General features: G+C 69.3%; 15 protein-coding genes and 3 pseudogenes. 8 read left to right on the forward strand and 10 right to left on the reverse strand.

Annotation, left to right across the window (positions count from 1 at the left end; all coding sequences use genetic code 11):
• Positions 1-317: 317 nt before the first annotated feature.
• Positions 318-1,262: pseudogene (locus WMF17_RS01325) on the reverse strand (DUF4142 domain-containing protein); the annotation flags it as partial.
• Positions 1,263-1,592: 330 nt separating this feature from the next.
• On the opposite strand from WMF17_RS01325, the gene WMF17_RS01330 reads away from it, so the two are divergent.
• Positions 1,593-5,270 carry a GAF domain-containing protein gene (locus WMF17_RS01330; RefSeq protein WP_437647589.1) on the forward strand — a complete coding sequence of 1,226 codons (3,678 nt, stop codon included), beginning with the start codon at positions 1,593-1,595 and terminating at the stop codon, positions 5,268-5,270.
• Positions 5,271-5,274: 4 nt separating this feature from the next.
• Here WMF17_RS01330 and WMF17_RS01335 read toward each other — a convergent pair whose 3' ends face one another.
• Together WMF17_RS01335 and WMF17_RS01340 are read right to left on the reverse strand one after the other, a co-directional pair.
• Positions 5,275-5,883, reverse strand: coding sequence for a hypothetical protein (locus tag WMF17_RS01335; protein ID WP_437647591.1), 609 nt, complete (start codon positions 5,881-5,883; stop codon positions 5,275-5,277).
• A gap of 564 nt (positions 5,884-6,447) precedes the next feature.
• Positions 6,448-10,104, reverse strand: a complete 3,657-nt coding sequence (locus WMF17_RS01340) for a PD-(D/E)XK nuclease family protein (RefSeq protein ID WP_437647592.1) — start codon at positions 10,102-10,104, stop codon at positions 6,448-6,450.
• 684 nt (positions 10,105-10,788) lie between these two features.
• Here WMF17_RS01340 and WMF17_RS01345 point away from each other — a divergent pair.
• From WMF17_RS01345 to WMF17_RS01375, 7 genes are all read left to right on the forward strand, one after another.
• Positions 10,789-13,101, forward strand: coding sequence for an SIR2 family protein (locus WMF17_RS01345; protein WP_437647594.1), 2,313 nt, complete (start codon positions 10,789-10,791; stop codon positions 13,099-13,101).
• A 713-nt stretch (positions 13,102-13,814) separates the two neighbouring features.
• Positions 13,815-14,330 (forward strand): hypothetical protein, encoded by a 516-nt coding sequence (locus WMF17_RS01350; RefSeq protein ID WP_437647596.1) that lies wholly within the window; start codon positions 13,815-13,817, stop codon positions 14,328-14,330.
• A 127-nt stretch (positions 14,331-14,457) separates the two neighbouring features.
• Positions 14,458-14,703: a hypothetical protein gene (locus tag WMF17_RS01355; RefSeq protein WP_437647598.1), complete on the forward strand. Its 246-nt coding sequence runs from the start codon at positions 14,458-14,460 to the stop codon at positions 14,701-14,703.
• Positions 14,704-14,989: 286 nt separating this feature from the next.
• Complete coding sequence (locus tag WMF17_RS01360) at positions 14,990-15,352, forward strand: hypothetical protein (protein ID WP_437647600.1); 363 nt, start codon at positions 14,990-14,992, stop codon at positions 15,350-15,352.
• 180 nt (positions 15,353-15,532) lie between these two features.
• Positions 15,533-15,811 (forward strand): hypothetical protein, encoded by a 279-nt coding sequence (locus WMF17_RS01365; protein ID WP_437647602.1) that lies wholly within the window; start codon positions 15,533-15,535, stop codon positions 15,809-15,811.
• Between the two features lie 599 nt (positions 15,812-16,410).
• On the forward strand, positions 16,411-16,878 hold the full coding sequence (ribD, locus tag WMF17_RS01370) for a bifunctional diaminohydroxyphosphoribosylaminopyrimidine deaminase/5-amino-6-(5-phosphoribosylamino)uracil reductase RibD (protein ID WP_437647603.1): 468 nt from the start codon (positions 16,411-16,413) through the stop codon (positions 16,876-16,878).
• Positions 16,879-17,247: 369 nt separating this feature from the next.
• Positions 17,248-18,201, forward strand: a complete 954-nt coding sequence (locus tag WMF17_RS01375) for a S1 family peptidase (protein ID WP_437647605.1) — start codon at positions 17,248-17,250, stop codon at positions 18,199-18,201.
• 13 nt (positions 18,202-18,214) lie between these two features.
• Here WMF17_RS01375 and WMF17_RS01380 read toward each other — a convergent pair whose 3' ends face one another.
• The 7 genes and pseudogenes from WMF17_RS01380 to WMF17_RS01410 form a co-directional block, all read right to left on the reverse strand.
• Positions 18,215-18,568 carry a thrombospondin type 3 repeat-containing protein gene (locus tag WMF17_RS01380; RefSeq protein WP_437600157.1) on the reverse strand — a complete coding sequence of 118 codons (354 nt, stop codon included), beginning with the start codon at positions 18,566-18,568 and terminating at the stop codon, positions 18,215-18,217.
• A gap of 89 nt (positions 18,569-18,657) precedes the next feature.
• Positions 18,658-19,426 (reverse strand): annotated as a pseudogene (locus tag WMF17_RS01385) (hypothetical protein); the annotation flags it as partial.
• Positions 19,427-19,766: 340 nt separating this feature from the next.
• Positions 19,767-20,372: an L-2-amino-thiazoline-4-carboxylic acid hydrolase gene (locus tag WMF17_RS01390; RefSeq protein ID WP_437647607.1), complete on the reverse strand. Its 606-nt coding sequence runs from the start codon at positions 20,370-20,372 to the stop codon at positions 19,767-19,769.
• Between the two features lie 218 nt (positions 20,373-20,590).
• Positions 20,591-21,856, reverse strand: a complete 1,266-nt coding sequence (locus tag WMF17_RS01395) for a radical SAM protein (protein ID WP_437647609.1) — start codon at positions 21,854-21,856, stop codon at positions 20,591-20,593.
• A 64-nt stretch (positions 21,857-21,920) separates the two neighbouring features.
• A complete protein-coding gene (locus WMF17_RS01400) occupies positions 21,921-22,337 on the reverse strand; it encodes a GAF domain-containing protein (protein ID WP_437647611.1) in 417 nt (138 codons plus the stop codon).
• Positions 22,338-22,368: 31 nt separating this feature from the next.
• Positions 22,369-23,177: pseudogene (locus WMF17_RS01405) on the reverse strand (response regulator); the annotation flags it as partial.
• A 10-nt stretch (positions 23,178-23,187) separates the two neighbouring features.
• Positions 23,188-23,850: a regulatory protein RecX gene (locus WMF17_RS01410; protein ID WP_437600161.1), complete on the reverse strand. Its 663-nt coding sequence runs from the start codon at positions 23,848-23,850 to the stop codon at positions 23,188-23,190.
• Positions 23,851-23,905: the final 55 nt, after the last annotated feature.

Genomic DNA, 23,905 nt, shown 5'->3' on the forward strand with positions numbered 1-23,905 from the left:
ACGCCTTGCTGCCCGTACTGGGCGCCCTGCTGCTGGCCGCGCTGCTGAACGCCTTGCTGCCCGTACTGGGCGCCCTGCTGCTGGCCGCGCTGCTGAACGCCTTGCTGCCCGTACTGGGCGCCCTGCTGCTGGCCGCGCTGCTGAACGCCTTGCTGCCCGTGCTGGCCGCGTTGCTGCTGGCCGCCTTGCTGCCCGTGCTGGCCGCGTTGCTGCTGGCCGCCTTGCTGGTCTTGCTGCTCCTGCAGCAGCGAGCAGAAGAGCTGCTCCGCCTCTCTCAGGTGCTGCTCGACGTGCGCTCGCATCGCCTTCACGTGAGAACGGAGCCTCGCGTTGTCCGTGCTCGCGATCCTCGGCATGTCGAGGAGCTCGAGCGCGCGGCGATGGAAGGAGACCTGCGCCCAGATGAAGGCGATGTCGAACTCGGTGCCTTTCTGGTCCTCCAGCGATTCGGTCAGCTCGGTCGAGCTGGTCTCCAGCTGCTGGCAGCGCGGGCAGGCCTCGAAGTTGACCCTGCCGCCCTGCGACAGCTCCGCCCCGCGCTGCCCGGCCTGGGAGTGCTCCTCGATGATCTGCTCGGCGTAGCGCTGGACCTCCGGGGACTCCGCCTTGCCTCGAGCGATCTCCGACAGCTCGACCTCCTTCTGGTGGATGAGCGAGACCAGCATCGTGATCTCCGCCTCCGACGCCTGCTGCATCGCGCCTCGCTGGCCGGGCTGCCTGCGGTCTCCCTTCCTGTCGCCTCGACTGCCGATCTCGCCGCGGCCTCCTTGCCTGCCGCCCTGATAGCCGGCCTGCTCGCCGCACGCCTGCGTGCCGCCCGCGCGCTGGCCGCCGGCCTGCTCGCCGCCGCGCTGCCCGCCGCCTTGCTGGCCCGGCTGCCGGCGGCCTCCCTGCCTGCCGCCGGCGTGCTCGTGGTCGCGTTGCCCGCCGCTCCTGTCCGCGCCTCTCGCGCCCTCTCCGCCTGTCTGGCCGCCGCTCCTGCCGTCGGCGCCCGTGGGGCCCCTGCCGGTCCCCTCGTCGCCGGACGTCCCGTCGCGGTCCGTCTCGGCATCTTCGTCGCCGCCGATGCAGCCGCTAGCCCCGGCGAGTACAATGCTCCCAGCGAACATGATCGCCATGAGGCGACCTGAACGATAGCCCAACATCTGCTTGCTCCTTGCTCGATATCGGCGCGCTGTCGCGCTCACCTGCCGGTTATCGGCCCCCAACATCTGGGTTCGCGCAACGGGGATGGTGAGCGAGGTGGAGCCCGAAGCCAGCATCGTCTTTTCCCCGAGAGCCCCCGCGCCACCGGCGCGATCACCGCGAGAATCGAAGTCCCGCTCAACGTCGACCCTGGCCGTCCCAAAGCAGCCAGCCCGCAGCAGCGGTTCTCCCGCGACGACCTGCCCGCGCGCCGGGGCGCCGCGCCGAGAGCCGCCGTCCGCCCCCGTCCGCGCCGGCGCGAGCCGGACAGGCGCGCACGCACCTGTCCGGCGGCGGCGCCGCTCTCGCGCCGCCTTTCGCCGCGCCGCCGATGAGCGTAAGCTCCGGGCGGCGTCCGACCGAGCGATGCCTCGGCCCTGCTCCGAGCCTCCGGTCGCGGTCACTCTATGGGAACCTCCGCTCACCCCCGCCCGCCTTCCGGGCCCTCGATCAGCGTTGACTCGACGGACATCGAAGCCCTGAAGCGGGAGATCGAGCGGCTCCGCGTCGTGGCCTCCCGCGATCGCGGGTGGCTCGACGCCGTGCTCGAGCACAGCCCGCACGGCGTCATCCTCTGCGACGCCTCCGGCAAGCTCGTCCTGCACAACCGTGCGGCGGAGCGCATCTGGGCCGGCAGCGCCTCGACCGAGTCGATCCAGGACTGGACGCTGTATCGCGCCTTTCACGAGGATGGCCGCCCGTACGAGGCCGGCGACTGGGCGATGGCGCGCGCGATGGCCGCACGGCAGGTCATCGAGAGCGAGGAGACCCGGATCCAGCGCTTCGACGGGACGCGGGGCATGGTCCTCGGGAGCGCCGCGCCGCTCATCGGGCCCGGAGGCGAGCTCGAGGGGGGGATCTCGGTGTTCGCCGACGTCTCCCGCCTGAAGCAGGTCGAGGCGGAGCGCGGCGAGCTCGCGGCGCAGCTCACGAGGCGCGTCGAGGAGCTCGATCGCAGCGCCCGGCTCACCCAGGCGCTGCTCGCGGTCAGCTCCGCGCTGAGCGGCGCGGTCACGGTCGAACAGATGTCCACCGCCGTCCTCCGCGACATCCACCGCGTGCTCAACGCCTCGACGACGATGATGTACGCGGCGGACGAGGCGGCCGGGGTCGCGACGCTGATCGGCCAATGTGGGCTCGAGGCGCAGCGCGCGACTCCTTACGTGACCGTGCCGCTCGACGCCCGACTGCCGCTCTCGGAGGCGCTCCGGGAGCGGCGGCCGATCTGGGTGGGTACGAAGAGCCGCCTGCACGCCGGGTACCCCGAGCTCGCGGCGCTCAGGCCTGCTCGCGACGACATCGAGGCGCTCGCCGTCCTGCCGATCATCACCCACGGAGCGCTGCTCGGCGGGCTCTCGTTCTCGTTCGCGACCGAGCGGGCGTGGACCGATGAAGAGCGCGAGTTCTTGCTCAGCGTGGCCGCGCAGTGCGCATCGGCGCTGGACAGGGCGCGCCTGCTCGAGCAGGAGCGCGAGGCCCGCGCGCGCGCCGAGATGCTCGCGGCCGAGCTCGAGCGGCAGCAGGCGACGCTTCGCCTGCTGAGCGAGGCGGGCGCCGTGCTCTCGAACTCGCTCGACGACGAGGCGCGGCTCACGCACCTGACCCACCTCGCGGTCCCCACGCTGGCGGACTGGTGCGCTGTCGACATGCTGAACGGCGACACCATCGAGCGCGTGGCCGTTCACCACGGCGATCCGGCGAAGATCGAGCTGGGAGAGCGCCTGCGGGCGATGTCGCCGCCCCGGCCCGACGCCGCGACGGGCGTGCCCGCGGTCATCCGCACCGGCCGCCCCGAGTGGGTGGCCGACATCCCGGGCTCCGTGCTCGAGTCCGCCGCGCAGGACCCCGAGCACCTGCGCCTCATCCGGTCGCTCGGGCTCAGGTCCTACGTCGTCGTCCCGCTCCGGGGGCGCGAGCGGACCATCGGCGCGCTCACGCTGGTCCACGCCGAGTCGGGCCGTCGCTTCAGCGAGGCCGACGTCGCGCTCGCCGAGGAGCTCGCGAACCGCGTGGCCTTGCTGATCGACAACGCGAGGCTGTTCCAGCAGGTCGACGCGTCCCGCCAGCAGCTCGCGGGCCTGTTCAACCAGGCGCCCGCCGGCATCTGCATCCTGCGCGGCCCCCGGCACGTCTTCGAGCTGGTCAATCCGACGTATCATGACATCCTCGGCGGTCGAGAGGTGATGGGCAGGCCGATCCGGGAGGCGCTCCCCGATCTGGAGGGCCAGGGCATCTTCGAGCTCCTGGATCGGGTCTACCGGAGCGGGCAGCCCTACGTCGGCACGTCCGTGCCCCTCCGCCTCCGCCGCGGCGCCGCGGGCATGGAGGAAGAGCGCTTCTTCAACTTCGTCTATCAGGCGATGCGCGCGCAGGGCGGCAGCACCGAGGGCGTCATGGCGTTCGCCTTCGAGGTGACCGACCAGGTGCTGGCGCGTCGTCACGTCGAGCATCTCGCGATCGAGCTCTCCACGAGCGAGGCGCGCCTCCGCACGCTGGTCCAGGCGACCACGGCCATCGTGTGGACGACCACGCCGGAGGGGAAGATCATCGAGAGCTCGCCGAGCTGGCGCGAGTTCACTGGCCAGGACGACGCCGAGTACCTGCGCGGCGCCTTCATGGAGGTGATTCACCCGGAAGATCGGGAGGCGACGGCGCGGGCCTGGTCGGACGCGACGGCGCGCGGGGCCGTTTACGAGGCCGAGTACAGGCTCCGCCGGAGGGACGGCACGTATGCCTATACCGTGGCGCGCGCGGCGCCCGTCCGCGCGACGGACGGCAGCATTCGCGAGTACGTGGGCTGCAACATGGATATCAGCCTGCAGCGCGAGGCCGAGCGGCTTACTCGAGAGCACGCCGAGGTGCTCGAGACGCTCCACGAGGTGGGGCAGGCGCTGTCGGCGGAGCTCGAGCTCGACGCGCTCGTCCAGTCGGTCATCGACGCCGGGACGAAGCTCTCCGGCGCGGCGTTCGGCGCGTTCTTCTACAACGTGAACGACGCGCAGGGCGTCAGATCCGTGCTGTATGCGGCCTCGGGGGCGCCGAAGGAGGTCTTGTCGCGCTTCCCGATGCCGCGGAGCACGGCGGTGTTCGCGCCGGCGTTCAGCGTCGATGGCGTGATCCGCCTCGACGACGTGACCCGGGATCCGCGTTACGGCACGGACCCCTCTTCTCAGGGCCCGCCGGAAGGGCACCTCGCCGTCACGAGCTACCTGGCCGTCCCCGTCGTCTCCCGGAGCGGCAAGGTCATCGGCGGCATGCTCTTCGGTCACCCGAGGCCGGGGGTCTTCACCGAGCGTTCCGAGCGCGTCACCGTCGGTCTCGCCGCCCAGGCGGCGGTGGCGATGGACAACGCCCGGCTGTTCCGTGAGGCGCAGTCGCTCATCCGCGCGCTGGAGCGGACCAACGCCGAGCTCGACCAGTTCGCGTACGTGACGAGCCATGACCTGAAGGCGCCGCTCCGCGGTATCGCGAGCCTCGCCCAGTGGATCGAGGAGGACCTGTCGGACAGGCTCACCGCAGAGACGCGCCACCAGATGGAGATGCTGCGCGGGCGCGTGCGGCGCATGGAGGCCTTGATCGAGGGGATTCTGGCCTACTCCCGCGCTACGAGGTTCCGCGAGAAGCCGGAGAGCGTTGACCTCGAGAAGCTTGCGCGGGAGGTGGTCGAGCTCATCGCCCCCAGGCCGCCGGCGCGGGTCACGCTCGACGTCCCGCCCGCGATCCTAAAGACGTACAGGGTGCCGCTGCAACAGGTGCTGATGAACCTGATCACCAACGGGCTCAAGCACGCCGGCCGCGACGATGCGACGGTGTTCATCTCCGCCCGGGAGCAGGGCGACAGGTACGAGATCGCGGTGTCGGACAACGGGACGGGTATCGCGCCTGCGTTCCAGGAGAAGGTGTGGGGGATGTTCCAGACGCTGCAGGCGCGGGACAAGGTGGAGAGCACGGGGATCGGCCTCGCCATCGTGCGGAAGATCGTGGAGAGCCGCGGTGGGCGGGCCTGGGTGGAGTCGGACGGCAAGAACGGCGCGACGTTCCGGTTCACGTGGCCGAAGAGGGAAGAGGCGCAGGGGGCGGCGTAGGGCTCTAAGGATAGTTCAGCTCGACGACGTTGCCGTCGGCGTCGACCGAGAGCTCGAACTCCACACCCCTGATCACGATGTTCGCTTCGTAGGAGAGCTTTCCGTCGTGCAGCTCTTCGTCCAGCTCCACGATCGAGCCGCCCTGGGCTGCGCGGACGAGCGCCCAGTAAGCCCCCGGCGGGAGCATGGCCATCGTGATGTCCCGCTCGATCAGCGTGCCGTGCGAGTCGATCCTCAACGCGTAGGTCCGCGTGGTGTTCCGGATATCGGCCTCGTAGACGACTTCTCCTCTATCTTCCTCGATTTCCATGCGTATCTCCAGGATCGCCGCGCCGGCTGCCTCGTTCTCGATCGCCCGGCGCGCGGGCTCGGTGACGCTGGCCAGAGGCACGATCCACGACTCGATCTCGCTGCCGATCACGTTGCCCTCGGCGTCGAGCTCCACCTCGTAATAGGTGTCGGCCAGGAGCAGATCGATCTCGTATGTCGCGACGCCACCGTCGATGTTCTCCTGCACCTGCAGGATCTGGATACCCTTCCCGAGGCGCATGAGCGCCGCGCCGACGGGCGCAGGGAGTCGATCCACAGCGATGAGCCGCTCGATGTCGTCCACCGTACCCGCCTTCGAATCCACCTGCTCCTTGGCTGGCGCGGAGCCGTGATCGTCAGATGTCGCGTGCGCAGAAGCAACGGATAACACGCACGGAATACACGCCAGGACGACGGACATCGACGCACTCGGGACAGCCTTACGTGTGTTCATTGGGCTCCTTTGTTCTACATGTATGCTGTAATGCGACACAAGGTGCCCGGGTAGGGGCGGCTTCATTTCGACGTGCTCGCGTGAGCATGCCGGCGATAAGCGTCTGTCCCGGACACTGTCTGAGGACTTCGTCGGACGCGGTGTCACGTCCCTCGGCGTCTCTGGAGCCGGAAAGGCCACAGCGGCCGGAGGAAGCAGCGCTCCCGTTCGCAATGTCGCCGCGCGACGACGCTCCGATGGATCTCGTCCCGAGCTTCCGAGCCGCGCCGTGAGCCGTGGCTGCCGCCGCTCTCGGGCACGGAGCAACACGTGGAAGATCCTCCGTGGGGGGCCGGCGGATCGAGCGCGCCGGCGACTCCTGTCGAGCCCGGGTGACTGGCACGCTCCACGCGCGCCCGAGCGCGCCACCCGCGCTCACGCCAGCCTGCGGAGCTGCTCCAGCCGCCGGCGCTGGTCGGTGTCGCGCCGCTTGATCTTCCCGGTCCTGAGCTCCTCGTACGGCCCGCACACGGGCCGGTAATCGCACTGCGCGCACGCCCCCTCGGCCGGCATCGGCAGGAGCGCCGCCCTGTCGATCGCGTCGCCGATGATCCCCGCCACCTGCGCGGCCGCCTCGCGCGCCCGCGCGTCCAGGTAGATCGGCACCTCGGCGAACCCGCCGGCGGACGTGCAGTAATAGAGCCGCCCCGACTCGACCTGCGTGCCCGGCGGCATGAGCTTCTCCAGCGCGAGCGCGTAGAGGACCGGCTGGAGCGCGCCGCCGCCGCTCACGACCGCGTCGCGCGGGGCCCGCGCCTTGCCCGTCTTGTAGTCGGTCGCCCGCATCGCGCCCCACACGCTCCGCTCGACAAGGTCGATCGACCCCCTGAGCCTGACCCCGCAGTCGAGCGCCACCGCCTGGTCCGAGCTCCCCGGGTCGCGGGTGGCGAGGCGGCGCGGCAGCCCGAACGACAGCTCGAAATGGATCGGCTCCCAGTCGCGGTCCTCCGCGGCGCGCCGCAGCCACTCGCGGAGGTCGGCCCGCACCGACGCGATGCCGTCGTCCCAGACGCGCTGGATCGCCGGCGCGAGCTCGTCCGCGTAGCGCGCGGCCACGCGGTCGAGCGCCCGATCGAGCTCGGCCCGCGCCTCGTCGAGCGAGGCCACGCTCACCGGCAGCTTGCCCGCGTCGCGCAAGGCGACAAGCACCTCGTAGAGCACGTCGTGCACGAGCCGGCCGCGCTGGAGCGGGTCGAGCTCCTCGATCGCCGCCGGCGCCGGGCGCGGCGCGAGCTCGTGCACGGCGTGGAGGAAGAACCGGTAGGGGCACGCGGCGAAGTGCTGGAGCGCGGTCGGCGAGAACGACCGGCGCCCGAGGGCGTGCCTCGCGAGCGCCTCGCGCGCCTCGGCGATCGGCTTGAACAGCCCGTCGGCGCTCGTCCAGCCCGGGATCCAGCGCCGCGCCCGGAACCGGAGCGCCCGCGCCAGGTGCGGGTTCGCGCCGAGCAGGTAGCGCGCGGTGCCGATGGTCCGGTCCTCCGGCAGGCTGAAGAGCGTCTCCAGGAGCGCGAGATCGTGCTCGGCCGCGTCGATGGCGTCCTCGGGCCGCGCCGGCGCGGGCCAGCCGATGCGCGCGGCGCCGCCCTGCTCGGCGCGGCGCTCGAGCTCGCCGAAGCCGGGCAGCCGGCCCTCGGCCGCGCGCAGGAGCTCGAGCCCGTAGAACGAAGGCACGCGCGGCCGGGACTGGTCCATGTCGACGCGCGGGTACGACACGACGAGCTTGCGGCGGGCCGCGCCGACCGCGAGCCGGAGCGCGAGCCGCTCGCGCGCCACCCGGTCGTCGCTCGTGTCGAGGCCCGAGGCGCCCCCGGCGATCGCCCGGCGGAGCGCGTCGCGGAGGATCGGGTCCTCGGTGACCTTCTGCGGGAAGATCCGCTCGGCGAGCCCGGGCACGAAGACCACGTCGAACGAGCGCCCGCGGGCGGCCTCGATGGGCGCCACGAAGAGGCGCCCGTCGCGGCGGGCGGCCGGGGGCAGCACGAGGTCCGTGAGCCGGTGCGCGAGGCAGAGGCGCACCTCGCCGAGATCCACCGGGCCGACGTCGGCCATCGGCGCGAGCTCGGCGAGCACCGCGAGCACGCGCTCGGGCCGCCTCAGCGCGCGCGTCGCGAGCGCCGAGAGCCGCTCGCGCCACGCGCCCCAGGTCGCGCGTTCGCCCGGGCTCGGCAGCGCCGCGAGCAGCGGCAGCGCGAAGTCGCGGAGCGCCGCGAGGTCCGCGAGCATCCGCGCGACGCGCGCGGCGTCGCGCTCCTCCGGGGCGCGCGAGAGCTGCAGCCGGAGCTCCCGCTCCAGGCCGGAGAGCCGCGCCTTCCACCGGTCGAGCCCGCCGATCACCGCCGCGTCGACGAGGATCCGCTCCCAGCGCCGCGGGGCGCGCAGGGTGCCGTCGTGCACGGGGGCGTCGGCGGGACTGGCTGTCGGATCGGGGGTGGCGGCTGTCGGATCGCCGTTATTGCCCGTCGAGGGGGAGTTATTGCCCGTCGAGGGGGAGTTATTGCCCGTCGAGGGGGAGTTATTGCCAGTCGAGGTGGAGTTATTACCAGTCGAGGTGGAGTTATTGCCCGTCGAGGGGGAGTTATTGCCCGTCGAGGTGGCGTTGTTGCCCGTCAGATCGGGATTCTCGTTCTCGGCCGGTGTGTCGTCGAAAGGCGCCTCGTCGAGCTCGCCGCGCAGGAGCGCGGGGAAGAAGTCGTCGTCCGGCGGCACCCACCGGTCGGCCTCGGACGCGGCCGGCGGCGGCTCGCCCGCGGGCGTGGCGTCGGGCACCTGCCCGAGCGAGAGGTACTCGGCGAAGCGCGACGCCGAGAGGTGCTCGGCCGCGCACGCGAGCAGCGCGAGGAGCGCGCGTCCCGCGGGATCGGGCTGGACCGAGCCCTGCGCGAAGTGCGCGGGGATCCCGGCCCGGCGCAGCGCCTCGACGAGGTGCGCGCGGTACTGCTCGGGCGCGCGCAGGAGGATCGCCATCCGCTCGAACGGCACGCCGCGGCCGGCCTCGCGCAGCGCGATGCGCGCGAGCTCCACGCACTCCCGGCTCTCCCCGGGCGCGGAGAGGATCTCCACCTCGTCGCCGAGCCCCGGGGCCTCGTCGGTCAGCGGGTCGAACAGGTGCTCCTGCAGACGCGCGAGCGAGGTGCTGGGCGCGCCCGGCGGCGGCCCGTCGCCCGGGTCGTCCGCGTCGGTGCCCGCGTCGGTGCCCGCGCCGGGGCCGTCGTGCGCGGCCGAGACCGCGGCCAGCGCGACCCGCCGCGGCGGCGACCGGAGCGCGGCCTCGAGGTGGCGCAGCGACGCGGCGTCGCCGGCGGGCACGGTGGCGAGCGCGTCGGGCGAGCGCGCGGCCATCGCCTCGAGGAGATCGCGCTCGAGCGCGAACCGCACCGGCAGGTCGAGCAGGAGCATCGGCAGCCCGAGCAGCGGGTGCCTCGCGCGGGGGTCGCCGTCGTCCTCGGCCCGGGCGCGCTCGGCCGCGAGGCGCAGGACGAGCGCGCGATCGGCGAGCCCCGCCTCGTCCAGGGCGGCGTCGAAGGCGTGGGCGATGCGGTCGAGATCGGCCGGCGCGAGCGCGTCCGGATCGACGCCGGCGAGCCGCACCTCGTCCAGCGTCCGCGCCACGGCGCGCGGCAGCCCGGGCCGATCCGCGACGCGGGCGAAGCGCCCGAGCAGCCCGTCCTGCGCGAGCCCGCCGATCGCGCGCGCGCACAGGGCCTCGATCGCGAGCGGGCTGGCCGGGACGAGGCCGCGCGCGGCGAGCGCCGGCATCGCGAGCGCGGCGGCGACGCGCCCCAGGGTGAGCCGGTGCCAGCCGAAGGTGGCGCGGCGGCCGCGGATCGACGCGCGGGCGAGCTCGCTCACGGCCTCGACGGAGGCGCCGACGAGGAGCACCCGCTCGGCGGGGCGCCGGCGGCGCAGCCAGCCCACGGCGCGATCGAGGCGGGCGGCGGCGCTGGGCGAGGTGATGAGGGCGTGAGGCACGAGGGCGCTGGGGAAGGCGGCGGCCGCGCGGGGCGGCGCGGGCCGCGGTGAGGACCGCTGCACGACGGTGCAGGCCGGCGGAGTGTGAAGCAGAACGGAGGAGGAGGAAACCCGCCGCCGAGCAGGACGGCGCTGGCGCGGGGCCGGTCGAGGCCGTCGGCTTCGGGCCAGTTAAGGCTACCGGGCGGAGGCCCGCGAGCTGCTTGGCCTGGGCGGCTGCTCCGCGTACGCTACCGCGCGCGAAAGCCCCACCACCTCGTCGATGGAGCACGCACGCGCAAGCTTCGCCCTGGTTCCGACCGCACGGGCGCGGTGTCCTGGGTGCAATCCGTGCGGCTCGACGGATCGGAGCGCCGGCGGTCGAACGGCCGGAGTAGGTGCTCATGCAGCAGCCTATCCATGGAGATGCGCTGATAGGACGCAGCGGGTCACGGCCTATCCACGGGAATACGGACATAAGCCGCGGGGAGATGCGCCCCATTCGCGGGAATACGGATCGTAGTCCGCGGTGGCTCGCGGCCTACATGCTGGAACGCGCAGATAGGCCGTGCGTCACAGATGATTGCGACGTTGGGCGGGCGGGCGTGGTGCCGAGGTGGGTCAGCCCCCAGGTGCCCATCTGTACGGGCAGGCCCCGACGTCCAGTTGGCCAGCACCTCGTACTCCGTCGTGTGCGATCGCTCCTGCGCCACCTGAACCTTTGGCTGGATGTCTTGCCCTGGCTGTGCTATTGCGTCGGCTGTCCCTATGGCGACTGACGTTCAGTTCAGTGACTTCGAGACGTTGCTGGAGCGTGTGACAGAGGAGCAGCAACCGATTGTCATCCTCGCCGGCTCGGGCTTGACTCTGCCTCGACATCCTAGAGCCAAGGGAGTGCCAGGTGCTCGCGAAATTGTCGAGTTCATTCGGGCAGAATATGCAAGTCGTCCCGGTCAACTCGAACGATTCGAACAAGCAGTCAAGGATTCGCAAAACCCCTATCAGGACGCATTTCGCCATCTGATCGCAACCCGGGGCCAGGACGTTGCAAACCGCATCATCCGACGTTCTGTGCTTCGAGCTCGAAAGTCTGGGCCGGCGGATCTTCCGGTCGATCGAGCTGAGGCTGGAGATATATCGGCGTGCAGAAAGTTGGAGCAAGACACAGGAGGATGGTGGCTTCAGCCGGGTACCGAAGCTTTGGGACACCTGCTGGTGAAGTTCGCGAATAAGTTCGCGCCGCTAGTCCTCACTTCCAACTTCGATCCCCTGATCGAACTCGCGATCCGCAGAGCTGGTGGCACGGTCTCGACTACCGCACTTCATGGCGACGGGGGTCTAGATCAAACGGATGTCGAAGGGTACCGCGTTGTTCATATACACGGGGATTGGTTTCGTTCCGACACGCTCCACACTTCGACACAACTGGGTCAGCGTCGCCCGCATCTCAGCGCGTCGCTGTCGCGCATCCTCGGAGAGCGAACGCTCTTGGTGCTCGGATATGGCGGTTGGGATGATGTCTTTATGCAGAGCCTAATTGGTGTCGTGCAAGGCGGTTTGGCAAAGTTTAACGTTGTGTGGGGATTCTACGAGCCCGACGAGGCGCAGATTCGTGGCCTGCATGGACAGATGATGGCATCGCTCCAGGCAGGCATCGGTCGAGGTAGAATTGTGTTTTACCGGGGCATCGACGTGCACGACCTCCTTCCACGGACGTTTGACGTCCTAGCCTCCCGAGATCCGCTTCCGGCTGCGCTCCGCAAGCACCATGATAAGGATCTTCAGCATTTGCTCCACCTTTCAGGGCAACCGATTTCCCTTCGAGGCAACACGCCAGGTATGAAGCCCATCGAGGCCACCCGGCGCCTTCATTATGCGTCCGACGCGGGTACGCGATTCGTTTCTTTCTATGTTCCGGAAAATCCGCACATGATTGATGCATGCGAGGCATTGCTTGATACTGTTACAGTATTCGTGCAATCTGCCGACCAGCAGCTTCATATTTCATTTAAACATCCAGGGCAAGACTGGCACCATTCCACTGGCGATCCATTTTCCGGGTTGGTGTACTTCTACGTTGAGACCGAGCTCACCCCAGAAGAAGTATCGCGCCTCGGACGGCGCGCAGGCGAACTCTCTATGAAGGTTGCCGTTCGTGGGCCTGCCTATGTGGTGGAGCGACGCGCGCTCCGTCTCTTCGGAGAAGATGAGCCTCCGTCGGTTCTTCCGGGAGTAGCGGCGAAAGAGCCTCAAGAGATGACGGCGATGGCCGCTGCGTCTCCTCAGAGGAACAGCACAGCCTTGCAGTCTGCACAAGAGCCTCCCGTTGGCTACAGCAGTATGCCGGTTGGTTATTCGCACCTTAGCAATTCCTCCGTACAGCCTGCTTATCCGCAGCGGCAGCAGCCTCAAAGGTTGCCTTCGTCCCATTCGCCCACGGCCAACGAGAATCGGCCGCCGAAGACACTGGTGGCAAGCGCACACGAAGGCAACGTACAAGTCGATCCGTCGAATTGTCTGGTCAGGATTGGAAACTACACTTTTCAGTTGCGGTCCGGAACGGCACCTGAGCCTGCCGGCATCACGTTCACTGCGCCTCAAGCTGGTACCGTGGCAGCATCCTGGGATGTCTACTTCAATGGTACGAAAGTTGGCTGGTTCGGCATCACGATGAAAGGCAGGGACGGTCGCTTTCGCGTGGCTGAGGCTCGAACCTACGTTTCCAATCTCCCGGCCGACGCGCACGCTGAGTATATTGCGCTTGCCTGGGCGAGTTATGTTGAGTCTGTGGAGGTTGTGAAATTCCAGCGACTGAGCGGGAACGTTCAGATGGGAGACAACCACAACGACTATCTCGCATTTTTGGCGGACGGAACCAAAGTCTGGGTCGCCATGAGCGGGCTTCTCAGTCATGTGCAGACCGGTGACCACGAGGCATATTACCGTAAGCGCATGGGAGATATTCCCCACGCAGCGTTGCGCCGGCTCATCTCGGAGAACAAGGAGGTGCGTGTGGAGAGTGAGTACGTGTTCCATCCCGGGGCCGGCAGCCTGGAATACCACAGATTGACCTTCCTATGATCGTCTTACAATCCGCTCTCGGATGGCGTATGCCGACGAACCAGGCAATGTGGCCCGCGGCTGATTGCCAGGTCGTTGGATGGACCAGGACTGCGCTGAGTGAAAACCGGAGACAGGAGGCCCTGGCGTTGCTCCGCTGTTACCACTTCCGCGCAACCACATCGGTGCGATTCAGCATTCATGCGTCATACCAGACACTCGCGGTCGCGTCCGTTGTCTGGTACGGTTGTTGAATTCTCATGAAACAGCCGGCCGGGCTCATTGGTCAATTCCGTCGGTTCCGTGAGGCTTCGTCTGGCGTGCCAACCACGGTACCCAAGCAACAGCTAGAACCGACCGGCGTCGCGCTCGTGGCTGAGCGGCCGTCAGTCGGGCAATTCGGGAATGGACGGACGAGCACACAAGGACTGGCCAATCGTCCAGCGCTGCGCTAAGGTTCCGCGAGGAAAGCCGTGGCTGAAGTTTCCTACTGCGAAAATTCGACAATCACGGAGGCTTGGGCCCTTCTCGTTGGGGTTCCCAGCAAGCCGGCCCCAGACGAAGTTGCGGCGCTAGTACACGCAGCGCGGCGCCGGATCCCCAAGCTTGAGCCGCGACCGTCATTGGTCCTGGTTGAGGAGCCTACCACCGGGATTCTCCCACCTCATTGGCAGCATCAGTTGACCTGGGACGATGGGCTCCACCTGGCGCGCGTCGGTCATCGATACCTGAGTGTGCATTTCCTTAAGCCCGGGGAGGTGCGGTACGAAACCTACGAACGGTCTCTGAAACCGCACCTTTCCGAGTGGCTTCAGGTTCTGTCCGATATTCTTGCCGGCGGCCCCGAACAGTACCCGCTTGATCGCGTTTGCTTCGGATACTTAAACTCGTTTGAGTTCGACCCTGACGGTTTTGACATTTCTCGCTACTTCCGCCTGAGTGTTGGAATAGGTGCGGAGACTGCACGCGCAGGATTAGGCGCACTGAACGTCACCTTCCGAGTCACTCCTAGCCCCAACTGCGACGTAAAGTCCTCACTATTTGTCGAGGCTGATCCATTAAGCGGGAAGGTTTCCGTTCGCACAAAAGTCGTGGGGGAGCTACGAGGCTTGCAATTTTCATTTCTCGATCAGGCGGACATACACGCCGCCGTGGCTGAAGCCAAGCGCGCAGCGAAGCGGGCGTTCTTCGACCTTGCAACGGATGAGACCCGCACACTGATGGGAGTCAAGTATGCAGATCTCGAATGAGCACATGGTTTGCCAATATGCTGCCGCTTCGTTTGGTGCGAGCGCCAAGGTTGATCTCCAGCGTGGGATTGGCCAAGTCCTTCGACGGCCCATAGCGGTGCTAGAAGTGCCACCGGAGGGAGTAAGCGTGGAGGATAGCGACACAGGGACGGAGCCCCTGCGCGTTTTCCTTGACCGAGCTGAGCCGCTTCGACAGGCGTTGGCAGCGAAGCGCATGCGGGGGGAGCAGCTTTCGCTCAAAGAGCAGCTCGTACTGCAAATCCTCAACAACATTCTCGATTCACTGCTTACTCCTCCCGTCCCCGAGGCGCCGGACGTGAGCCAGGCGCTCTCCGAGGCACGCCGCTTACTGAAAAAGTACGCGAATGGCTAAAGTGGAGATGGACGCTCCTCCGGCACTGCCGTCCGAAGCAGTGTACGGCGAGTATATGCCATGGCTATTGCGGAATTTCTTCGACCGAACATGCGCCTACTGCCTAGCTCGACATCTGGTCCTAACAATCGATCACTTCGAGCCTCAGCGTTACGCTCCGACGCGAGTCAAGGATTCGACAAACCTTCTGCCTGCGTGTGGTAACTGCAACGGGAAGGGCGGAAAGGGTGACTATCATCCAGCGCATGCCGCTCGGACACGGCTACCGCACGACCGCACTGGTCACATGCCGGTTGATGTTCGGAACGAGAGTTTAGGCGAGCTATATTCAGTGGAGGCCAACGGCCAACTCTCCGTGGCGCACAGTCGCAACCCAGACCGTGCGACGTGGAATGCAACGGTTCTGCTGAAGCTTGACCGCCCTGCTCTGGAGGCATTCCGCGCACGCTTGCTGGAGAAAAAGGCCGTTTGCGAGAGTCTACTCTCGAACACGAAGATACCTGAGGCCGAGCGGGAACTTGTGCTCGCGCCACTCCTTCGCGATCTCGCGGAGTCTTGGCTGTTTTTTTATGCCTTTGATATTCCGGTCGCCTCGCACGTGCGCGATCGCATTCTGACGACAAGGAAGGTGGCCCAGGCGAAGCTGTAGCGACGCACCATCTGTAAGTGAGTTGTGCCGCCCAACACGCCGCTGCTGCCGGCGGCGCTGCGCACCGCGGCAGACCGGCAGGACGTTGGACAGCCGAGCATTGAGCCAAGCCTGCAAAGGCCACCTCATCGGTATGTACGGCGACGGCCCCGACCCGCTGGCCAGGTTTACTACGATCTCGTGTACAATTCCCTCAACGATGCCGCCCGCTGGGCGCTGGAGGCGATGATGAAGGGGTACGAATATCAGAGTGACTTCGCCAAGAAGTACGTCGCGCAGGGCGAGACCGCCGCGAATGCGCGCGCCGTGATCACCGTGCTCAAGGCTCGCGGCATCACCGTCCCGGATGACGCGCGCGAGCGCATCCTGGCCCAGAAGGATGTAGAGCGTCTGGAGCGCTGGCTGGAGAAGGCCGCCGTCGCCGCCTCGCTGGCCGAGGTGCTCGACGAGCCGAGCTGACAGCGCCGGTCAACCCGACTCCAACGACGAAACGATGTGGCGGATTCCTCTGGTTGCTGGCGTGGCCGTCGCATACGCACTCGGGAGAATTCGAGATCAAGGTTCATGCTGCTCGAAGCGGCGCAGACATTATAGTCAATCAATCATCTGACGAACGGACGAACCAGTCCGGGAACTATGTTTTTACCGAGTGGCGCTCGTCGGGCACATCCGGACGGGGGATCGTCACGTAGTGTCGCCCCGCCGAACGAGGGGCTGGTACCAACGAGCGAGTGAGCTCTGCGCATCGCGGCACACACCCCAAGGCGTTGGGCTGGGGTCGGGTCGGGGGAGAGGGTTGGAAGCATGGGTGCGGGTGGCCAGCGCGCAGCCTCCGCACTTCCACAACCCGCCCGGGCACCGAGTTCCGGCCCCGAACGGCTCCCGCGAGCTGCCGAAGCGAGTTCCTCTCCGACCGTCGCGTCCCGATGTAGGCGACGCGGCCGTCGTTCGCTGCCTGCCTCCGTCGTCCTCCGCTATACTTGCCGCGTCATGCTGTACGACGCCGCGGCGAGGCAGGCAGGCCGCCCCTTCATGGACCGCCGCGCCCCGAGGCCCGCGTGAACGACGACGACCTTCGCTGGATGGAGCGCTGCCTCGAGCTGGCGGCGCTCGCCCGGGGGCGCACCGCGCCGAACCCGATGGTGGGCTCGGTCCTCGTGCGCGACGGGGAGCTCCTCGCCGAGGGATTCCACGAGCGCGCCGGGCTGGCCCACGCCGAGGTCGACGCGCTCCGCAAGCTCGCCGGCCGCGCCGAGGGCGCCACGCTCTACGTCAACCTCGAGCCGTGCTGCCACCACGGCCGGACGCCGCCATGCACCGACGCGATCCACCGCTCCGGCGTCCGGCGCGTCGTCATTGGCATGATCGATCCGAACCCCCTCGTCTCCGGCAAGGGCGTGGCGATGCTCGAGAGCGCCGGGGTCGAGGTGGTCATCGGCGTCCGCGAGCTCGAGTGTCGCGAGCTCAACCGCGCTTACATCGCGAGCATGGCCGAGCGCAGCGCCCTGAACGCGCCGCGCGAGTGAACGCCCCCGCCGCCCCGGCGGCGGCGATCGACCGGGCGCGATCCCCCCGCTCGCGCGTGTCGTGACCCCATCGCCCGGAGAGAGCTCGCATGAAGGCGGGAATCGGGAAGATCGTTGAGCGTTCCCTTCCACCCTTCCGCCTTTCCGCTTTTCCGCCATCGCGCACTCGTGCTCCGATCGGACCACCACCCTCGCGCGCCACGCCGGGACCCCCGCCGCCCCGGGGCCGACACGGGCGCTCCGCGCGCACGGCGCTGGCACCACGCTTGTTATGCCCTCCGCTCACCCGCGGAGCCGAGCGGTGCCGAACTGTGGGCGCCCTCACAATCGGCCGCTCTAGACACCATTTCTAGAGGGAAAGGTGGCAGTATGAAGAATGCTATCCCGATTGCGATCCTGTGCCTCGGCGGGCTCGGCTGCGCGGATACGCCTGCTGGCGACGAAGGCGAGCAACCATTGCTCACGTCCCGACAGCGCATCGTCGGAGGCGCCGTGGACACAGCGCACGCCTATGTCGTGGGCGTGGGCACCCGCAGCCGGGCGTTCTGCAGCGGGACCGTGATCTCGCGGCGCACCGTGATCACGGCGGGACACTGCCACGGCACGCTCACGCGGGTTTACTTTGGCACGAGCCTCGGGCGGCGCTCGGAGAGCGTGCGGGTCGAAACGTCGCGGCGGCACCCCGAGTACGACCCGGGCACCCTCGAGAACGACCTCACCCTCCTCAAGCTGGAGAGCGACGCGCCCGTGCAGCCCGCGCCGCTCCTGCGCGAATCGATGGAAAATAGCGGGTGGTACGTCGGACCGGACTACACCTTCGTCGGATACGGGGTCTCCGACGGGGTCGCCGGGACGGGGTTCGGCATGCGCCGCGTCGTGACGTTCCCGATCCTGGCGATCGGCCCGGCCCAGGTCGGCGGGACGCCTGGGACGATCGACGCGACCCAGTTCTATTACCAGGTCCCCGCCATGAACACGTGCGCCGGAGACTCCGGAGGTCCGGCGTTCCTCGTGCGGTCGGGCGTCGAGCGCCTCGCCGGCGTGACGTCGTTCGGCGACGACCCCTGCACCCTGGACGGGGTGCAGGCGCGCACCGATTTCGCCCAGATCTCGCGGTTCATCCAGCCGACGATCGACGAGTTCGAGGCGGACAACCCGTGCCGCGCGGACGGCCGCTGCGACGCGACGTGCGATGTCGGCCCCGATCTCGTCGACCCCGACTGCGCCGATCTCCACTGCGGCGCAGATGGGGTGTGCGCGCTCGCGTGCGTGTCCCCGGCCGACCCGGACTGCGCCCTCGGCGACGATGGCGTGGAGGAGTGATCGGCGGCGGCGCTCAGGGCGTGTCTGCGGGGTCCGCCGGGTCGCTGCCGGCGCTCCGCTCGTCGCCGTCGAGAAAGCCGTCCTCGTCGCGATCGATGCCTGTGCGGTAGCCCGAGCCCGGCGGCGCGCACGTGTACGTCAGCGGGCGCCCCGCCGCGACGGCGATCTGGCGGAGCACGGCGTCGGGGATCGGCGGCAGCGCCATCCGGTCGGCGGCGAACTTCCCGGCTCCGGCGTAGAGAAAGCCGATCTCCTGCAAGATCACGTGGCTCTTCACGACGAGGTCGCACTCGCCGGCATTCGCCCTCTCGATCAGGAGCTCGACGCGCGGGCCAGCGGCGACCTGGTCGTCCCAGCGCAGCGTCACCTGCTGGCCGACGATCGGCGCGACGTTCGAGTCGAAGGCGAGGAGGTACGCCTCGAGCTGCCTTCGGACCGCGTCGCCGGCCGGCCGCGCTCGTCGAGCGAGCCGCTGTCCGGCTGGGCGGCCTCCGCGTCGTTGCCGCCCGTGCGATCGCCGCGCCAGTGCATGGGCCCATGGTTCGCCATGCCGCGCAGGCTCTGGGTCGTTGTCGGGCCCTTCATCGGGTGGAGCTGCTGCGGCATCGGCTGCTGCGTGAACAGGTTGAGCAGCGGGCCGACGAACGGGCCCGGGTTGTTCGTGACCGCCGCGCCCGGATTGCCGAGATCCCACCCGAGGCTGTCGAGGTCGCCGAAGATATGGCAGCTCGCGCACGAGGAGTCGCCGTGCGCCGAGCTCGATCGCGCGTCGTAGAGCTGGCTCCGCCCGAGCGTGACGCTCGGCGGCTCGGGGCTGTACATCGCGACGTGCGCCGTCTCGATCCGGCACGAACGTGTCGTCCTCGGGCGCGGCCGTGCCGAGCACGCCGATCTTGCTCGAGCCGAGCGTGGCCACAATCTTCCCGTTGGCCGGGTTGACGACCATGTTGAAGAGGACCGTCCCGACGCCGGTGATGACCCCCGAGGGCCCGGCGACGGGCTGCGGTGGGCTCGCCATCGCGTCGATGGCGAACACGTCCTTGCCGGGCAGCGAGAGCTTCACGCGATGGTCCCAGGGGCCGCCGAGCTCGTCGACCCAGTGCGCGCCGTCGAACTTGACGATGAGGCTGACCTCGGGCGCCGGGTCGCCGTCCGCGTTGGTGGCCGGTCCCGGCGAGGAGCCGTCGGGCACGAGCAGCTCGGTGACAACGGTGGTCTGGTTGCCCCAACGATTCACACGATCACGCTCTCTCGAGATCCATGAATCAACGCTCGTGTTTCAAGCTTGAAACATGTGCGCTGTCCCACGGGCGTTCCGTCCGCCGACGGCTGTGGCGCGTCGTGGGGCAATCGTCGAATAGCAATAGCAATGGCCATGGCGGCGCCGCGGTGTGCGGTGCGTGGCCACCAGCGCGTCGGCGAGACGACCGGGGCCCTCGTGCGCGCGCCGGTGTGCCCGGCGCGGGGGCTCTGACGGGAGCTGGAGGAGGGCAGGAAGAGGAGGGAGGGCGGTCAGCGCGGGAGAGCTCGAGGACGCCCGGACTGGGCGCCGCGGAGCGGGGGCGCTATTTCTTCGCCATCACGTACCGGAAGCCACGGCGCCCGGCGCCCGTGCCGAGCGTGCCCGCGCGGTGCGCCTCGACGCCGTGGAGCTCTTTCACCTTGAGGTCGTCGAGCCGGCAGATCATGGGGACGACCTCCGGCACGCCGTGCCGCCGCGCGAAGGTCACGAGCGGGCACTCGCGCACGTCGCTGGCCCTGCCGAAGCGGAAGGCGCCCGGCTCACCCGCGAGCATGCTCCTCCTGCGCAGGCGCCGCGCGGGCTTCAGCCGGAACACGATATCCATCGCGGCGCCGAGGAGCGGGCTCCGGTGAAGCTGCTTGCGGTAGAACGCGAGCAGCATGTCCTCGGCGAGGCGCAGGGCCGGCTCCCGGTCCACGCCGAGGTCGTGCAGGAGCGCCTGGTAGATCGCAAGCACGGGCGGGCCGAGCTCGAAGAGCTTGCGATCCATGCTGCTCCCGAACTGCGGTATCGTCGCCTCCAGCGCGAGGTACCGCTCCTTGGCGCGCGTGTGGAGCTCCGCCGCGCACTCTTCGCCGAGCTCGCGAATCGCGACGAACCGGCCTTCGCTGAGGATCTGAGCGAGACGTTCCGACGGCGACGACGACATGCTCGGAAATTATCACATGCGGCGCGCGAGCAAGAACCATTGTTCAAATTTCCACGGCGGAGATGGCCACTCGGAGTGGCCGGGCTGGCCGGCCAATGGGTCCACTCGCCTGGCCGGCCAGCCCGGCAGGGGAGCCGGCGTGTTCGGATGAGTTCAATCCGGACGCACACGGTTCTGCCGGAGTGCCTGATCGCCGGACAGGAGCTCTTGTGGCAGCCCTACGCGGCCCCCGGGGCCCACAGGCCGGGCACGGGCGTCCCGCACGCTGGGCACGCGCCGCCGGAGAGGAGGACCTCCTGCGTCTCGTAGTTGAACCGCCGCACCACGACCTCGTGGCAACCCGGGCAGCGGGTATGCGAGAGCTCGCGCACGCGGTCGGCCACGTTGCTGACGTAGACGTACTTCATGCCGCGCGCGTACGCGACGCCGGCCACGTCCACGAGGAACGCCGGATCGGTCGTCAGCCGATCGCGCATCTTGTAGCGTGGGTAGAAGGCGTTGAGGTGCCACGGGATGTCGGGATCGACGCCGGCGATCTCGGCGCCGAGGGCGCGGAGGCCGGCCGCGTTGTCGTTGAATCCCGGCACGACGAGGGTCACGACCTCGACCCAGTAGCCGAGGCCCCGGGCCTCGCCGATCGCCGCGAGCACCGGCTCCACGCGGCCGCCGAGCGTCCGGTACTGGTCGGCGCTCCACCCCTTCAGATCGACGCGGAACACGTCGGTGACCGGGCGCATGTACGCGAGCGCCTCGGGGGTCGTGTTGCCGTCCGAGATGAGCGCCGTGACGAGCCCCCTCCGCCGCGCCTCGGTGAACACCGCGCGCGCCCACTCGGCCGTGATCATCGGCTCGTTGTAGGCGCTCGCGAGCACCCCGCAGCCCGCTGCGACGGCCACCTCGACGAGATCCACCGCGCTGATGTCGATCGGCTCGCCCTCGCCCTCGGGCTCGCGGAGGGCCTGCGAGACCTTCCAGTTCTGGCAGTAAGGACAGCGCAGGTCGCACCCGAACATGCCGAAGGTGAGCGACCTCGCGCCGGGGCGCACATGGAAGATCGTGTTCGTCTCGACCGAGCGCACGTAATGGCGAGCGACGTAGCCGAACGGGACGCGGAGCTCGCCGTCCTTCTCGAAGCGGATCCCGCACGCGCCCGCGCGCCCCGGCGAGAGGACGCAGCGGTGCGCGCACGCGGTGCACCGCAGATACCCCTCCTCGGGCCCTCGCTCGTAGAGCACCCCGGGCACGGTGCGGCGGGCGAGCTTCGCCGTGAGGGGCTCGCCCCCGGCGCTGCCTTCTCCCGCCTCGGCGAGAGCGCGCTCGCCCCCGGCGCTGCCCTCTCCCGCCTCGGCAGGAGCGCGCTCGCCCGCGGGCGCCGCGCCGCGCACGAGGTCCTCGACGCGGACGTGCGGCCGGCTGCCCGGGTCGCGCGATTCGCGCGGATCGACGATCGCTGCTTCCGGGGCGCTGCGGCCGTTCGTCACCATGGGAAGGCGCCCATCCTCGCATCGACGCCGCGAAAGACAAGGGCCGGCGCCCGCGACGGGGGTGTCAGTCCGGCAGCGCGCCCGCGCCCTCGGCGAGCCCGGCGAGCTCGTCCTGGCCGAGCTCGCGCTCGCCGGCGAACGCGATCCCCACGACGGCGCGCACGCTCGCCGAGGCGCCGCGCACCGGCAGGGCCACCGCGGCCTGCGCCGCGACCGCCCTGGCCCCCGGCCGCACGTCGCCGGACGTGTCCGTCTGCAGGTTGCACGTCTGCACGGGCTGGCCGCGCTCCCAGGCGAGCCCGGCCATGCCCTTGCCGCGCGGGACGCGGCGCGTGATCTCCTGCACCTTCTCGGGGATGTTCACGGCCGCGGTCAGCGTGAGCGCGTCGCCCTCGACGAGGTGCACCGTGCCGGCGATGCCCCCGTTGTCGGCGACGAAGCTCCGCAACCACGGCTCGAGCGACTCTCGGCGCGCTTGCATGGCCGCACCCTCGACCGGCGCGGCGCCTGCGTCAACCGCGAGGACCGGCCGGGGCCGTCCGTCGGACGACCCGCAGATGTAGCGCAGGTGCGGAGAGCAGGGCGCGTCGTGCCAGCCGCGCGCCGGAGTGGACCCGTTGAGCTGTACTGCCACCCTGACGGGTAGATCGCGCGTATGCGGACAGCGTGACTTCACGCCAAGAAGAAATTGAACACGCCGCCTCTCGAGGAGAAGGTATCCGGGCGTGTGCGTCCTCGCGGGGGCTCTCGCGCACTCCGTCCGCGCCCGCCTCGAGCCCCTCGACGCGCGACTCCTCGCCTGCGCGCGCGGAGCGCATGATGACCGGAACGCGGCTCGTGCGCTCGTCCTCGCGCAGCGCCCGGAGCAGGCCGAGCCCGTCGAGGTTCGGCATCATCACGTCGGTGAGCACGAGATCCGGCGGGCTTTCGCGCGCGGACTCGAGCGGCCCGAGCATCAGCGTGAGGGGCGTGCGAAGCTCGTGGCTCACGTTGCTGAAGAAGGCTGTCTTCGCGCGATCGAGCTCGGCGAGGGCCTCCGCCCGCCGCTTCTCTTCCTCGTACGCTTGCGCGTTGGCGACGCTGGCCGAGATCTGGCCGGCCACGAGGTGGAGGAAGCCGCGGTAGTCGTCGTCGAAGAGGCGGAATGGATTCAATCCGACGATCAGGACCCCCGCGCGCCCCGTCTCGCCGGATGGGAGAGCGAGAGCGTGGCGGCTCGCGCTGGCGGCCTTCGCCACGCGCCGGTCGGGAGGTCCCCGAGGTCGGACGGCAACTCGACGACGCGGCAGGTCTCGTGCTCGCGCAGCACCCCGGCGAGCGGGACAGTTGCGCTAGGCGCCCTCGTCGTCGGGCGGCGGCGCGTCGAGCACCGCGCGCAGCGCCCGGCGCGTCACGTCGGGCGCGTAACCCTGCCGCGCCAGGAACGCGTAAAGCTTCTGCCGCTGTTCCATCGGCTGGAGGCCCGAGAGGGAGCGGAGCTTCTTCCGCGCTGCCCGTTCGGCCACGGCGAGCTCGTCTGTCCCCTCATCGGCCATCACCTGCCGGATCGCCGCGTCGGCCACGTCGCGCGCGACGCCCTTCCGGGCCAGGTCCTGCTCGATCCTGCGGCGCGAGCGCGGCTTGCCCACGATGCCCGAGCGCGCCTTGGCCTCGGCGAAGCGCGCGTCGTCGAGCAGCCCGTTCGCCGTGAGGCGCTCGATCGCGCTCACCACGTGCTCCCTCGGCTCGCCCTTGTCGATCAGGCGCTTCTCCAGCTCCCTGGCCGATCGCGCGCGGAACGACAGGAGCCGCAGCGCCCGCTCGTAGGTCTTCTGCGCGCCGGCGCCCTCGCCGGCCTTCCGGAGCGGCTCCGCCGCGGCGGCGGGGCTGTCTTGCCCTGGCGCGAAGCCCGCGGCGCTCGCCTCGGGGACCGTGGCGAAGGCGACCCCATCGACCAGGATGACGACGTGGCCAGGCTTGTCGGGCGAGGGGACGATCCCCGTGATGATCGGCATGCGTGGCAGCACGATGGCGCAGCCCGCGCGGGCCGCAAGCGCCCTCGCGCCCGCC

Origin of the sequence: Sorangium sp. So ce362, from assembly GCF_051519845.1 — a bacterium.
Taxonomy (GTDB): domain Bacteria; phylum Myxococcota_A; class Polyangia; order Polyangiales; family Polyangiaceae; genus Sorangium.

Coding starts and splice junctions, on each gene's coding strand:
- WMF17_RS01330 (WP_437647589.1), top strand. CDS start 1,593: ATGGGAACCTCCGCTCACCCCCGCCCGCCTTCCGGGCCCTCGATCAGC.
- WMF17_RS01345 (WP_437647594.1), top strand. CDS start 10,789: ATGGCGACTGACGTTCAGTTCAGTGACTTCGAGACGTTGCTGGAGCGT.
- WMF17_RS01360 (WP_437647600.1), top strand. CDS start 14,990: ATGCCGGTTGATGTTCGGAACGAGAGTTTAGGCGAGCTATATTCAGTG.
- WMF17_RS01375 (WP_437647605.1), top strand. CDS start 17,248: ATGAAGAATGCTATCCCGATTGCGATCCTGTGCCTCGGCGGGCTCGGC.
- WMF17_RS01390 (WP_437647607.1), bottom strand. CDS start 20,372: ATGTCGTCGTCGCCGTCGGAACGTCTCGCTCAGATCCTCAGCGAAGGC.
- WMF17_RS01395 (WP_437647609.1), bottom strand. CDS start 21,856: ATGGTGACGAACGGCCGCAGCGCCCCGGAAGCAGCGATCGTCGATCCG.
- WMF17_RS01400 (WP_437647611.1), bottom strand. CDS start 22,337: ATGCAAGCGCGCCGAGAGTCGCTCGAGCCGTGGTTGCGGAGCTTCGTC.
- WMF17_RS01410 (WP_437600161.1), bottom strand. CDS start 23,850: ATGCCGATCATCACGGGGATCGTCCCCTCGCCCGACAAGCCTGGCCAC.